The 13,451-nt window shown below is 58.5% G+C and carries 7 protein-coding genes and 9 pseudogenes; 11 read left to right on the top strand and 5 right to left on the bottom strand.

The annotated features are described in order from the left end of the window. Window positions 1-256 precede the first annotated feature (256 nt). From CRT23_RS26220 to CRT23_RS26205, 5 genes and pseudogenes are all read left to right on the top strand, one after another. Window positions 257-745 (top strand): annotated as a pseudogene (locus CRT23_RS26220) (transposase); the annotation flags it as partial. A gap of 64 nt (window positions 746-809) precedes the next feature. Further along, window positions 810-965 (top strand): annotated as a pseudogene (locus tag CRT23_RS29410) (transposase); the annotation flags it as partial. 94 nt (window positions 966-1,059) lie between these two features. Then, window positions 1,060-1,224: a hypothetical protein gene (locus tag CRT23_RS29405; protein WP_245436606.1), complete on the top strand. Its 165-nt coding sequence runs from the start codon at window positions 1,060-1,062 to the stop codon at window positions 1,222-1,224. Beyond that, entirely contained in the window at window positions 1,221-1,568 is a 348-nt protein-coding gene (gene tnpB / locus CRT23_RS26210) for an IS66 family insertion sequence element accessory protein TnpB (protein ID WP_103712454.1), read from the top strand. The genes CRT23_RS29405 and tnpB overlap by 4 nt, the downstream gene beginning before the upstream one ends. 66 nt (window positions 1,569-1,634) lie before the next feature. Then, window positions 1,635-3,268: pseudogene (locus CRT23_RS26205) on the top strand (IS66 family transposase). A 4-nt stretch (window positions 3,269-3,272) separates the two neighbouring features. Here CRT23_RS26205 and CRT23_RS26200 read toward each other — a convergent pair. Then, a complete protein-coding gene (locus CRT23_RS26200; protein ID WP_103712453.1) occupies window positions 3,273-3,503 on the bottom strand; it encodes a DUF6429 family protein in 231 nt (76 codons plus the stop codon). 101 nt (window positions 3,504-3,604) lie between these two features. Here CRT23_RS26200 and CRT23_RS26195 point away from each other — a divergent pair. Together CRT23_RS26195 and CRT23_RS26190 are read left to right on the top strand one after the other, a co-directional pair. Next, window positions 3,605-4,180, top strand: a pseudogene (locus CRT23_RS26195) (transposase); the annotation flags it as partial. Then, window positions 4,177-4,377 carry a hypothetical protein gene (locus tag CRT23_RS26190; protein WP_181017485.1) on the top strand — a complete coding sequence of 67 codons (201 nt, stop codon included), beginning with the start codon at window positions 4,177-4,179 and terminating at the stop codon, window positions 4,375-4,377. The pseudogene CRT23_RS26195 and the gene CRT23_RS26190, both read left to right, overlap by 4 nt. Before the next feature lie 100 nt (window positions 4,378-4,477). Here CRT23_RS26190 and CRT23_RS26185 read toward each other — a convergent pair. Then, window positions 4,478-4,729, bottom strand: a pseudogene (locus CRT23_RS26185) (helix-turn-helix domain-containing protein); the annotation flags it as partial. 28 nt (window positions 4,730-4,757) lie between these two features. Then, window positions 4,758-7,382: a glycosyltransferase gene (locus CRT23_RS26180; RefSeq protein WP_103712455.1), complete on the bottom strand. Its 2,625-nt coding sequence runs from the start codon at window positions 7,380-7,382 to the stop codon at window positions 4,758-4,760. 571 nt (window positions 7,383-7,953) lie between these two features. On the opposite strand from CRT23_RS26180, the pseudogene CRT23_RS29400 reads away from it, so the two are divergent. The 3 pseudogenes from CRT23_RS29400 to CRT23_RS26165 form a co-directional block, all read left to right on the top strand. Then, a pseudogene (locus CRT23_RS29400) lies at window positions 7,954-8,130 on the top strand (IS630 family transposase); the annotation flags it as partial. Between the two features lie 48 nt (window positions 8,131-8,178). Beyond that, window positions 8,179-9,480, top strand: a pseudogene (locus CRT23_RS26170) (IS66 family transposase). A 12-nt stretch (window positions 9,481-9,492) separates the two neighbouring features. Further along, a pseudogene (locus CRT23_RS26165) lies at window positions 9,493-10,141 on the top strand (IS630 family transposase); the annotation flags it as partial. Here the strand turns inward: CRT23_RS26165 and cysC are convergent. After that, window positions 10,121-10,600, bottom strand: coding sequence for an adenylyl-sulfate kinase (cysC, locus tag CRT23_RS26160; RefSeq protein WP_103712451.1), 480 nt, complete (start codon window positions 10,598-10,600; stop codon window positions 10,121-10,123). The pseudogene CRT23_RS26165 and the gene cysC sit on opposite strands and share 21 nt — an antisense overlap. Before the next feature lie 412 nt (window positions 10,601-11,012). On the opposite strand from cysC, the gene CRT23_RS28180 reads away from it, so the two are divergent. Then, window positions 11,013-12,773 (top strand): hypothetical protein, encoded by a 1,761-nt coding sequence (locus CRT23_RS28180; RefSeq protein WP_146056529.1) that lies wholly within the window; start codon window positions 11,013-11,015, stop codon window positions 12,771-12,773. 490 nt (window positions 12,774-13,263) lie between these two features. On the opposite strand, the pseudogene CRT23_RS26150 reads toward CRT23_RS28180, so the two are convergent. Next, a pseudogene (locus tag CRT23_RS26150) lies at window positions 13,264-13,451 on the bottom strand (IS66 family transposase); the annotation flags it as partial.

The raw sequence follows: 13,451 nt of genomic DNA, 5'->3' as shown, positions 1-13,451 counted from the left end.
GACGATCCGGACCGGTTCAAATACGATCCGACCCACCTCACCTCGGGACTGAACACCTAGTACGACGGTATCACAAAACTTTCTATGCCCCTGATATTGCTAGCCCTCTTCCGTCGGACGGCGGGATAAAAAAGCAATTACTGCAATATGTTACGAGCTTCGTGACACAGTCGTACTAGCGGGGTATTGAAAAAGTCTGAGGCGTGACGGGGCCTGGCATGATTCACTCCGTCCCGGCAGCGGACGGGGAAGTCAGATGCGGGGCTTGGATCAACGTTCGGGGGCGTTGTTCGCGTATGTGGACCAGGAGGCTCGGGTCCGGTCCGATCATCCTCGGCGGGCCATCCGACAACTGACGGACGAGGCGCTGGCGGTCCTGAGCGGGTCGTTCTCGGCGCTCTATGCGGCCCGGATGGGTCGTCCGTCGATCCCGCCCGAGATGCTGCGGGCCATGCTTCTGCAAGCGTTCTACTCGATCGGCTCGGAGCGGCAGCTGATGGAGCGGCTGGAGTTCGACTTGTTGTTCCGCTGGTTCGTCGCGCTGGGCATCGACGATCAGGCCTGGGATCATTCGAGCTTCACCTGGAACCAAGACCGGCTTCTGGCCGGCGAAATCGCGGCTCAGTTGCTGGCCGCCGTGCTGGCGCAACCTGGAGTGAAGCGGCTTCTGTGCAGCGACCATTTCAGCGTCGACGGCACGCTGATTGAGGCATGGACCTCGATCAAGAGCTTCAAGCCCAAGGATCAAGGTACCCTTCCGAGGAGGGCCGTCTTGCGGGCTTGGCGGGCAGCCGTTGAGAACGGTGCGTATGGACGGTCATTCGCACCGTACTCGGCGCCTTCAGCGTCTTGAGATCGTCGCGACCGGCCGCCGTCGGCGTTGGTCGGAAGACGAGAAGCTCCGCATCGTGCCGGAGAGCCTGCAGGGGCCGCGGCTGGTATCAGTTACGGCCCGCCGGCACGAGATCTCGCGCTCTCTGCTGCTGATCTGGCGACGCGCCTTAACGGTGAGCCGATCGGCGCCCCCCGGCGGCACCGGCCTTCGTACAGGCGGTGATGGTGTCCGAGCCAGACGCCACATTGGAGCGCGGCAGCCGCACGCCCGCGTTTCCGACTTCGGGCCGGATGGTGATCGTGCTGGGCAGAGGACAACGCGTCGTAGTCGATGCCGGGGTGAATGCCGGGACCCTGTCCCGCGTCCTCGACGTGCTGGAGCGGCGATGATCCCACTCCCGTCGGCCGCCCGGGTCTGGATCGCCACCGGGGTCACCGACATGCGCCGCGGCATGAATGGCCTCGCGCTCCTGGTGCAGGAAAGGCTCGGTCGCGATCCCCATGCCGGCGATCTTTATGTCTTCCGCGGACGTCGCGGTGACCGGATCAAATGCCTCTGGCACGATGGCCTGGGACTGTCGCTCTATGCCAAGCGCCTGGAGAAAGGCCGCTTCCTCTGGCCGACGCCCTCCGAGGGGGCGGTGGCGATCACCTTGGCCCAACTCGGCTATCTTCTGGAGGGGATCGACTGGCGTCATCCGCAGCGGACCTGGCGTCCCGCTGCGGCGGAGTGACTCAGCTCAGGCTTGTCCACAGGCGGGCTCGCCCCGAAGGCCAACGAATCGGCTTTGATGGCCGTCATGGTCCCGGCCGGCTCCTCACTGCCCGACGACGTCGCTGCCCTCAGGCGCCTCGTGCTGGCGCGCGAGGCGGCGTTGGCGGTCGCGTAGGCTGAGCTCGACCGGGCCAAGGCGCGGGAGACCAGCGCCGAGGCGATGATCCTGCAGCTTCGGCTCGCGGTCGAGAAGATGCGGCGCGAGCTCTACGGTCAGCACTCCGAGCGCAGCGCCCGCCTGCTCGACCAGATGGAGCTCGAACTGGAGGAACTGGAGACGAGCGTCGCCGAGGACGACCTCACGGCTAAGATTGCGGCTGAGGCCCAAGGGACCGCTCTGCGCAACCCACGCCGTCGTTCCGGGCTCCGCCGTCCGCTTCCCGAGCACCTGCCGCGCGAGCGGGTCCTCGTGCCCGGCCCGAGCGCCTGCGCCTGCTGCGGCTCGACCCGCCTGGCTAAGGTCGACGAGGATGTCACTGAGACGCTGGAGATGGTTGCACGCTCGTGGAAGGTCGTGCAGCACGTCCGGGAGAAGTTCACCTGCCAAGACTGCGAGGCGATCTCCCAGGCACCCGCGCCCTTCCAAGTTCTGCCCCGCGGCTTTGCCGGCCCGAACCTGCTGGCGAGCGTGCTGTTCGAGAAGTACGGGCAGCACCAGCCCCTGAACCGGCAGGCCGAGCGCTACGCCCGCGAGGGCGTGCCGATCAGCCTCTCGACCCTGGTCGATCAGGTCGGTGGCTGTGCGGCCCTCCTGCGTCCGCTGGTCGAGCGGATCCCCACCGACGTGCTGGCCGGCGCCTGCGTCCATGCCGACGACACGCCGGTGCCGATCCTGGCCAAGGGCAAGACCGCGACCGGGCGGGCCTGGGTCTACGTCCGTGACGACCGGCCCTTCGGTGGCCGCGACCCGCCGGCGGCACTGTTCCACTTCTCGCGGGATCGCATGGGCGAGCACGCCGAACGTCACCTCGACGGCTTCACCGGCGTACTGCAGGCGGACGCGTTCGCCGGGTTCAATCGGCTCTACGCTCCCACGCGCCGTCTCGGACCACTCGTCGAGGCGGAGTGCTGGGCCCACGCGAGGCGCAAGCTCTTCGTGGTGGCCGACGTCGCCGCCAAGGCGTGCGGCCGGCTGCCGGTGCTGGCCCCGCTCGCGCTCACGGCGGTGAAGCGCATCGACGCGATCTTTGCGATCGAACGAGAGATCAACGGTCTCGATGCCGCCGCGCGGCTCGCTGCGAGACGCGAGCGCACGGCCGGGCCCGTGACCGAACCGGAGACCTGGATGCGGGCTGAGCGTGCCCGTCTCTCGCGCCATGCCGATGTGGCCAAGGCTTTTGACTACATGCTCAAGCGCTGGGCAGCCTTCGAGCGCATCGTGCACGACGGAAGGATCTGTCTGACGAACAACGCGGCAGAACGGGCGCTACGAGGCATCGCGCTGGGCAGGAAAGCCTGGCTGTTTGCTGGCTCCGACCGCGGCGGCGAGCGTGCTGCAGTGATGTATACCCTGATCCAAAGCGCCCGCCTCAACCGCGTTGACCCGCAGGCGTGGCTGGCCGACGTGCTTGCGCGCATCAACGACCACCCCGCCCGGCGGCTTGAGGAACTGCTTCCCTGAACTGGACGCCGGCCGGTCAGTCGCAGCTCGCCGCCTGACCGCTCACTCCGGCCGCGTGAATAGGGTCCGGAAGAGAGCCTCAGATCGGCGCAGCCCCTCGTCGGTCAGCACCACCGACTTGGCGCGTCCGACCGGATCCGCAATCAGCCCCTTGCGGTGAAGACGGCCCAGCGCTTCCCAGTCGAAGCCCTTCCAGGCCCGACCTCCGTCTTGGAGCGTCAGCCACAGAAGGGCGAGCACCGCCTCATCGATACGTTCCTCGTCGATCGGCATCAGCGTAGATTAGCGTGTCGTGCTCATAGCGGACGCGGCCTCAGTCGGATGAGTACGGATCAGGGCGGCACCGATCAAGGGAAGACCCGCCGCCCTCCGCCGGCGGGCGTAACGCCGAGGTCGATTTCAAGGGTCAGACGCGCTCGAACGAGACCCACGAAAGCACCACGGACCGAGAAGCCTGCCTTGACCGCAAGGGTTCGGGGATGGAGGCCAAGCTCTGCTTCATCGGCCATACCCTGATGGAGAACCGCTCGGGCCTGATCGTGGACACCCGCCTGACCTTGGCGAACGGTCACGCCGAGCGGATCGCGGCGTTGTCGATGATCGAGCCGAGGGCGGATCGACCCAGGGTTGTTTCGGTGGGTGCCGACAAGGCCTATGACGCCGAGGACTTCGTCAACGAGCTTAGGTCGATGAACGTGCGCGCGCACGTGGCCCGGAACACCAACGGCCGCCGCTCTTCCATCGACGGACGAACCACCCGCCACGCTGGCTACGGCAGGAGCCAGAAGATCCGCAAACGCATCGAGCAGGGCTTTGGCTGGATCAAGACCGTCGGCGGCCTGCGCAAGGCCCGCTTCATAGGCCCCGACAAGGTCAGATGGGCCTTCACTCTGACGGCTGCGGCCTACAACCTCGTCCGCCTGCCAAAGCTGCTCGGAGCTCTGGCGTGAGCGTCCTGGGCAAGTGGCGGATCGTTGAGCTGCCCGGCTACGAGGACGACAACGCCAACATGGTCGAGCCGGCCTACATCCTCTTCGAGGACGGCCGCGGTGAGTTCGCCTTCGGGTGTGTCACCGGAGCTTTCGCTGGCGGAGCCACCCGCGGGAGCGATCGCGCCGCCATCGTGTTCGACTGGATTGGCACATGACGAGGGGGATGCGGTCTGCGGCTCGGGATCGGCTGAGCTCCAGGCTGACGGCTCACTTCGACGCAAAATCCGCGACCATCTGGGCGACGAAATCCCCTTCACGATGCGGCTGGAGGCAGTGAGCGTCCCAGATCCTTCGCACAGCGCGCAACAAGATCCCGACCGCGCGGGCCACGGCCAAGCCCGTCCAGTGGGTGACCTCGCCCGTCGGCTCCGAGCAGGTCAGCGCCAGCACCTTTGCCACCTTCTCGGTCGAATGAGGCGGCGTGCCGGGCGGACGCGTCTTGTCGCGCAGCAGACCTTCGACGCCCCCCTTGGCGTAGCGCCGCTGCCAGCGCCAAATCCTCGTGATCCAAGATCCGTTTTCACCGATAGCTAAATCACTGCTGAAATAACCCTATCACGCCGTTTTTGAACGAATCCCATCTTCCCCTTTGCTCAATAAGGGCGCGAACTTTCTCCTGATTAGCAACCACGGAGAGTCTATTCTCGAGACAATATATTATTCCTGAAGCAAACGCTGATATATCTCCCGGATTACAAAGGATTAGATTTTCCGCGGCTTCTCCGATTTCTGTCTCGATAAGCGGCATTCGAGTGGCCACGATTGGTACTTTGTAACTTAGTGCTTCCGTGATTTGAGTCGGGAAATTACCTTCGGCTATTGATGTAAAGCAAAGACATATTGCGGTTCTATAGAGATTTGCCAATGTATTATCTGAAACACCAGTTAGAAAGAAAACACGCACCGGGTGTGCAAGATTCGTAATTTCTTGATCCGGAGCACACGTCAATACCAGAGCAAGTTTTGAAGAAGAGTTACCTAGGTCAGTTCGGGACTTCATTTGCGTCGCACACAATGACATAGCTGCGGCGAGCACTTTGAGCTGTTTGTTTGGCCTGTTTTGCGTTGGATAAAATACGACTTTGTAGTGATTACCCTGCAGATCTTTCGGCAAATCGAACGCATTTGTGGAGTCATCACTGAAATTTTCCGCTTTATTAAGCTGAGGAAGTGGAAAAGCATGGATCAATTGGGGAGGGACTCTCAGTGGCGAGTGAGGCAAATACTCTGCAGAATAATAGGAATTCGTCATAACTGCAGCAGCTCGGGCAACTAGACTGCGACCAATAGCATTGTTTATTATTTCGTCTTCGAATGATCCCGCCGGCATGATAGATGGCATGTGGTCGGGCAAATACAGAACGAGTCTTTTCTTGATTTTCACAACCTCAGGGAAAAAATAATAATGAGGGATAAACACATGCTCGAATTCCGCGCTATTGTTAATAAAATCGACATAATCATCTACGTGATATACGAGGCTATACCTATAATCGGACTTAGCAATTTCGGAATAATATTGCTTCCTACTGTTCAGCCAGCGGATTGGGCGTCGAACATCACCCACTGCTCGAAATGAGCGAACCAACCCACCCGCTTTATTATAAATCCTACGGAACACTAATGCACCTTCATGTAGTCCCACTAATATCAAGCTACTGTTTGAGCGCCCTCTCATTCCAAAGCGGATGTACGAAGACACAGTCCGCTCGATTAGATCCTTTCGGATCCTTCTCCATTGCTTATAAAGTTTCCGCTTGGAATCTTTCTGCTCAGGTACTCGAATAGATGAATTCACGGCATCATTCTGCGCCTGCTTGTCGAAATATACGACACGAACGCGCGAATTATCGTCTCCAAGGTCATGAAAAAAGCCAAGTACATTTGTTGCATGACTGGCCTTTGAGCTAATTACGACATCATAATGAGTCCCCTCGAGCAATGCCTGAACCACTAAGCGTAGAACTCGAACAATTCCCTCCCCACTGGTATAACGGCTTTCGATGCGGTTCACCGTGAAGCTAAGTCTATGAAACGGAATGAATATTGCTTCTCGTTTAGTTTTCGATGTTCGAATATTGGATATAAAATTTGGGGCGGGCCGGTCTTCATTTCCATCGATCATTTCGCGGAAACCGGCCTCGAACTTTGGTCGCACATACAGCGGGTCGTAATGACTTCTCGGTTCAGTTTGCGATGCAATCATCTCCCTCATAAGAGGTCGATCGCCGTTCAGAAGCCGCTTGGCAATTTCTAAAGCATGAGCCTCGTCACGTGCGGCGCCCGGAGCTCCTTTTTCAAATAACCGACCGATAAGTGAGGTCGCGAAATGAATAACTGGGCCTCCAATCATCATAACCTCGATTGGGGGCAAATAAGTCACCGTGGGTTCTTTGTAATGGTACAAAAACCCATTAAGACGCTGAAATCTTCTAAGCAATTCAGTACGATCTATAGTACCAACAACTTGTGAGTCGCTCGAATTTATTATTTGAGCGCCAAATATTGGAAAATTTTGATGCGGAAAATGATGCTTAATATGTCGGTAATTATCGGCGTAATATGCATTGTCTATCCTTGGGCAGAGCAGACCTATCTCACCTGATAGATTTTCATATCTCCAAGTATCTTTATAATCTAAGATTTCGTTTTCAAGTGCGTAAGGAATAACTTTCATACGATAGCGGAGCCAAGTGTCTTCGACTTCTGCTGTCAGATCTAGATGGGGCGAAAACCAAAAATTATCTCGGTTGTCGATCAAATCGAAGACGTTGTTGTTTTCTAAATGCTTCGAAAGCGAGTAGGGTTGACCATATGTACGATAGATAACCTTACCACGATATTTTTTCAGTATCTCTCCAAGCCAGTCGGGGTTTATGGTCACTATTACACAATCAAAATACTCGTTCAATATTTCTGAAATTTCATCATTTACTAAATTGTAGTAAAAGTTATACAATGCTAATTTAGCAAATATATCTGCGGGTAGCGTGCTTAGCTCGCGCTCAGGAACGAGCACTACAGCACTCTGATCGACAATATCGCTAAGATATGGGGGCGCAAAAACCTCGTATCCCATTTCACGGAGAGCCGGAAGTTCTGTCTTCGTCAAAACCTTATGCATACCCAACCAAAATATCCGTGCCTTACGCTCTGTCATAATTCAACCTTTTGTCGAGAGATATGCTTGCTAAAGAGCAAGTAGTTGTATTTGCAAGTCTATTATTTCTAAAACTAACACATTAGAATAAAATATTATAAATTCATGCTATCAGAGCAAAAATTTTTGGTTGCATCGGTGAGTTAATCTGCTAAGAATTGAGGTTAGTGTCACGATAGTTTGTATAAAAAATCTATTCTAAGCGCATATTTAATTTCCGTCTCTATAAGGCAGATAGCCGCCTGCTTAGAAATTTCGGCTATACATCCCTTTATGTCTAATCTAGTTCTGCAAAATCCCGCAGAGCGGGACGGTCCGGTTGTGGATTTGAATTTAGACGCTGTAGCAATCAGCGCGGGAGTCGGCAAGCGGATGGTGAACGAGGATCAATCCTGGACCTTATCTTCCTTTCAAGCGATTTGTATGGGAAAGGAAGATATTCTTTAGCCTTTTGGAGTGGAACACCGAGGAGCCGTGCTTTAGATCATCAATGCGCCAATCTGCAAGCTGCTCGGCTCGGGACCCAAGTTTGTCATGGCAGGCTTGTCGGTGATCTTTTTCAGATCGAGGCAGACTGTTGGCGCGGTCGGTGATCGCGGCGGATGGCTCGCGCTCGAAGGCGGCCGAGATCGGCAGGGTCGGGTTGCCGACGGTGCGTGACCGGGTGGTGGCCTTCAACACAGACGGTCCGGATGGACTGATCGACAGCATAGCTCCGGGTGCCCGTCCGCGCCTAAACGCCGAGCGTAATTACCCGCTCCTTGCGTAGGCGGAATTTTGTTAATTCCTTCTGGGGATGGGCCGAAGCGATCTTGAACGGCTGAGCCGCGAGGATCTGATCGAACTGGTGCTGCGGCTGCGCCGGTCAGAGAATACGTCGCGCACCTCGTCCAAGCCGCCAGCGACAGGTCGCAAGGAGCAACGCGCGCAGTCCAAGTTCGGCGGCGCCAAACCCGGTCACGAAGGCGACACCCGAGTGATGAGCGACGATCCCGATGCCGTCATCGTGAAACGTCCAAAGGCTTGCGCATGCTGCGGTGGGAGCCTGCACGCCGCACTTTCGGCGCAGGTCGTTAGCACCTGCGAGCAGCTTAAGCTGTCCGCGGCCGCGCCGATCTTAACGCAGCATCGGCGCCTTGCCGTTAGTTGTCCGAACTGCAGGACGCGCGTGGTCGCGCCGGCGCCCGAGGCGGTCTGCGGCACTCCGTTCGGCCCGCGGGTGGCCACGAACCTGAAGACATGTCCTCGCGCTCTCTTCTGAGCGGCTGCAGATGGCACTCTCCGATTTGTTGGGTCTCAACCTCAGACAAGGTGGGCTGATGAACCTGCTTCGTCGGGCGCAGAAGCGCTTCCGTCCTGGTCGCGACGCGGCCGTCTTGGCTCTGCGCCAAGCTGAGGTTGTCCCCTCGGACGAGGCCGGCGTGCGCATCGAGGGCTCCACCGCTTACGACTGAGTGTTCCACGCGACACAAGCCGTGGTGCACACGGCCTCGCCGACCCGGGCCGCTGTCGTCGTGCGAGAGATGATGGACGGTCACCGGCCGGCGGTGTAGATCTCGGACCGCTACACCGCTCAACAGGGCCACGCGGCCGAGCACCAGACCTGCCTGGCCCATCTGGCCCGCAACATCGCCTACGGCGTCAAGGCCAGCGATGATCCCGTGCCCTGGCGTCTGCAGCTTTGGCTGCGACCCGTGTTTGCCTTGGCCGAGCGCGTCCGCGACTTTGCCGCCTCGACGCTGGCAGCCAAACGCCAGAGCCTGAACCGGCAACTTGGCGCCATCCTTTCCACACCGAGCCGGTGCGATTTATCCTGCGATCTCCAGGCCAAGATCAGCCGCGCTCGCGCTCAGCTCCTGTTCTTCCTCACCTAGCCCGACCGGGTCCAGCCCACGAACACCGGCTCCGAACGCCTCCTGCGTCCGGCCGTCGTCCAACGGAAGGTGAGCAACGGTTACCGCGCCATGTGAGCCGCCGAGCGCGAGGGCGCCATTCGCACCATCGTCGACACCGCGCGCCTTACAGGCAGCAGCCCCTTCCAGGAAGCAGCCCCATCGGCACCATTCTCAAGACCGTCGGCGCCCGAACCCCGCCATAACAGGCGTGCGTAATTGCCGCGGACCAACGCGATCTCCTGAAGGCCCTGATCGAACAGGGGCCAACGCCCGCTGCTCACGGGGTAGTGCGCTGGCGGTTGTGCGATCTGGCGCAAATCCTGGCCGAAGATCACAACGTGCAGGTCTCCGAGCAGACCTTGAGCCGGATCTCGCGGGCGATGGGTTACCGCAAATTCTCGGCTCGCCCGCACCATCACGCCCAGGACCCAGACGCGGTGGCGGCCTTTAAAAAGATTCATCCCACCGTCTGACGCAGATCGCGCAGGCTGTTGGAACCAAGCCCTTAGAGGCCTGGTTCTGCGACGAGGGCTGCGTCGGCCAGAAGAACACCTTGCCCTGGCGTTGGGCAGCACGCGGAACGCGACCTTCGGCCCCCAAGAATCAGCGCACGGAGGTCGCCTACATCTTCGGTGCGATTGGCCTGGCAGAGGTGTGGGCGCGGGCGCGGGCTTGGTCATGCCCTGTTGCACCACGTCGGCCATGGCCCATCACCTCGAAGAGATCTCCGCAACCGTCGCGCCCGGCGGCCACGCCGTGCTCCTGCTCGATCAGGCCGGCTGGCACACCACCACGAAGCTGCGCGTACTAGAGAACATCACCCTGCTGCCTCTTCCGGCTCGCTCACCCGAACTCAACCCGGTCTAGAATCTCGCCTGCGCGGGCGCGCTGATATAGGCCTTTTGGATCGCGCGACTCGCAGATAGGCAAAGGCGTATTGTCGAACACTTCAAGAAAGGACAGGCCGCGAGCAATATGGCGTGCATTCGCACCCTCAGCACACAGGGGCGAGATAAGAGAGACGAGGACAACCAGTCCGGCCTCCGCCGTCAAAACTGCCACTTCAGCCGGCCTCCGCTCGTTTTCATCCCGATCGGCGGCGCTGAATCCGAGATTGCTATTTATACCGCCACGCAGATTGTCGCCGTCAAGCACCATGGTATGTCGCTCTTGCGCGGTGAAGGCTTGGTCAGCAGCGTTTGCTAGGCTCGACTTTCCGGTGCCCGGCAGACCAGTAAACCAAGAGATAACGGGCCGCTGCCGAAGCTGTATCCATCGGCTCTCGCGTGGCTGAAAAATCTGCGGTATGAAGTTGGCAGACATCAAAAACTCATCTAAGCGTGACAGTCAAAAATGTTCGCGTGTTTTCCCAAATCTCTGCTGATATAAGATCAGTAAAGGCTGATCATTGAATAAGATCTTATTTATTCGGGATCAAATCAAAAATATCTTCCGCCCTCGACGGAGGGTCTTAACTATTCGGCGTCGAAGTAAAAATGTCCCGGAGGGCGGACCTCGGGTGCGAGCAACTTTACCTTACAAGTCAGAAGCCGCCTACATTCAGGAGCAAATCCGCTGCTTCGCTGAAGAGACTAAATCTTGCTAGTGTGCGGGTCTGAACATAGCCCTATCAGCAGATAGGGTCAGAATCACAAGCCGAAAAAAGCTGTCAATGAGTTCGTTTTGCGAGAAGCGTACCTTTGCAGACGAATAGCACCAACCTATGAGTTCAACGATGAACCGCCTTTTCGCCTTATTCCTTGTCGCGCATGCACTTCTTGCGGCTGCGCATGCGGATCACATCCCCGGTCCTGGGCATCTCGCCAACTCAGATATCAAGATTCTGCCAGAAGGGACTAAGCTCCGGAAGTGGTTTGGCGAGAAACACATTTCTAAACTGGACCGGCCCTCGTCGCTATCCTTGGCGGATGCACCTCCTGAGAGCGATGTGTCTTTATTTTCGATCAGGCCGCCAGACGGCACCTTCACCCGAACGCCCGCGGAACTTGCGATGGATGCTGGACCGTCGCTGCTCTCGTTTATCCCAATTGGCACGACCTACGCGCAGTTTCTGAACAATGCAACCTCAGCATTCCAGGCTGCTGCGAACGCGATGTGCACAAAGAACCCGAATGGGGGCAAGATCCGGCTCCCTGCATTAACCCTAATCCTACCGGCGGAAACCTCTATATCATGGACGTGTCCAATCCTTTGGGAGGGTCAAGGCTGGAGCGAAGTTCCCTCGCGCGGCGGCACATGGATCCACATCACAGGGGCTGTAGCGAACCCTTTCAAACTCACTGATCCTGGCGCACGCGGCACAACCTTCAGCGATATTGGGATATTCCAGGACCAACCTGTTCCGGCGACGCCATGGACACCAGCCATCTATCCCTACGTGTTCAGTATACAAGGCGTGGCCGGCATGGTCCGCTTCGACAACATCATCCTTGCCCCGGTTTACGACTTCGTGGACGCCGATCTTTCAGGGCGCCTGGAGACCAACAACATCTTCGGGCAGGTGCTGCATAACGCCTACCGGTTCGACCGAATGTACGACAAAACGCACTTTACTGGGAAGACGCACTTCTGGCCAGTATGGTCGGCGGTCCAGGGTGTCATGGACTGGCAAATCGCCAACTCCGACGTGCTCTGGCTGAAACGAGTAGATGGTTTGGAAGCGCCGGACACTTTCGCTTTTGGCTATCGCTCGGGTGTGCGTCTTGACAAATCGGACACGGCCGATCCAACGGGGCTGACCGGATACACCACTAAAGCCCACTTCGGAAATTTCTACTGTGACTCGTGCAAGTGGGGCATCTGGAACACAAAGGCAAGCGGACCTCTCGCGTTCCAGTATCCACAGATTCGCGTTGAGACGCTTGAGTTTGCCGGCATCATCCCTAACAGCCCGAACAACACGCCGATCACCAACAGTTCGGCCGTGCGGGTCGATTCTACCGGTGGCCTAGATGCATCGTTCGGTCGCTTGTCCTCGGAGGTTTCGAACGGCCCCGTCATCAACCTGCTAAACACGAGCACCCCCAGCCGCGTCCGCATTGGTGATTTCTACGCGACCGCGTTCACCGGTGCGGCAATTAACATGGTGCAGGGAGCCAACAACGACGTGTCTATTGCGACTATTCCTTCAATCGCGCACGGTCGCTTGTCGAGCTCGACATCAGCAGCGTTCTCAGCTCCTCTTGCGATGGGCGGCGTCATTATTATGACGACCGGCGGATCAACTGCCATGACGAGCGACCGTAAAGGCGTGATCTTCTCAGGCCGTGGAACTATCGAAAGCTACACGATCACGCTACCTGCAACGCCCTACGACGGCCAAGAGGTGTTCTTATCGCCGTGTGTTGCGGTTACGTCGCTGACGATCAAGACTGTTTCGGGCCAGACCGTTTTCAACCCGCCAGCGGGCTTTACGGCCGGTGTACCGGCGAGCTTCGTGTATGTGGTTGGCTCAAGCACTTGGTTTCGACGTTAATTACCGCGTATTTCCACACTCCCGCCATGGCAGCCCGACTCCGCACTGGCGGCGTTGCCGTCAACATCAGCTTGGCCAACCGAACCAGATGCGGGGTTGGTTCATCAAACCGATCGCACGACGCCTAGTGAACAGCCAACCCGTGAACCGACGTCAACGTCTCTCCGATTTGAAGAGGGGTGAGCGCCGCTGTGCCTACAGAACGCTCCGGCTTGCCGCTCTTGACTAAAATTCTGCTGGCCGCCGCGCTCCTCTGCGCGCTGGCTTCTCCGGCCATTGCCGTGCAGCACTGCGCGGTGTGCGTCGCCGTCACGATTGAGCTGACCCTGACTCTCGCCTGCTCCCGGCCAGCCCGGTGCCGCCGACCTGCACCCGTCAGTATCTAGTCTCGGAGCGGACATACAGCCGCGAGGAATGCTCCCGTGAATGGTGCTTGGGGCTCCAGAGAGAGCACGGCGCACGTAATTACCCACGCCATTGATGGCTGGTTTCAGGCGCCGAAGGTCTTGAGAATGGTGCCGAAGGGACTGTGGCCTGCGAGGCGCGCGGTATCGACGACGGTGCGGATGTCGGCCTCGCCCTCGGCGGCCCACATCGCGCGGTAGCCGTTGGTCATCTTCCGTTGGATCACGGCCGGGCGCAGCAGCCGCTCAGAGCCGTTATTGGTCGGCTCGACCG

Origin of the sequence: Methylobacterium sp. V23 (genome assembly GCF_002917135.1) — a bacterium.
GTDB lineage: Bacteria > Pseudomonadota > Alphaproteobacteria > Rhizobiales > Beijerinckiaceae > Methylobacterium.
This window is presented reverse-complemented; position numbering and strand designations above follow the sequence as displayed.

Bases quoted from the DNA above. Each gene is read 5' to 3' on its own strand.
- tnpB (WP_103712454.1), top strand. From the start codon at position 1,221: ATGATCCCACTCCCGTCGGCCGCCCGGGTCTGGATCGCCACCGGGGTC.
- CRT23_RS26180 (WP_103712455.1), bottom strand. From the start codon at position 7,382: ATGACAGAGCGTAAGGCACGGATATTTTGGTTGGGTATGCATAAGGTT.
- CRT23_RS28180 (WP_146056529.1), top strand. From the start codon at position 11,013: ATGAACCGCCTTTTCGCCTTATTCCTTGTCGCGCATGCACTTCTTGCG.
- CRT23_RS26200 (WP_103712453.1), bottom strand. From the start codon at position 3,503: ATGCCGATCGACGAGGAACGTATCGATGAGGCGGTGCTCGCCCTTCTG.
- cysC (WP_103712451.1), bottom strand. From the start codon at position 10,600: ATGTCTGCCAACTTCATACCGCAGATTTTTCAGCCACGCGAGAGCCGA.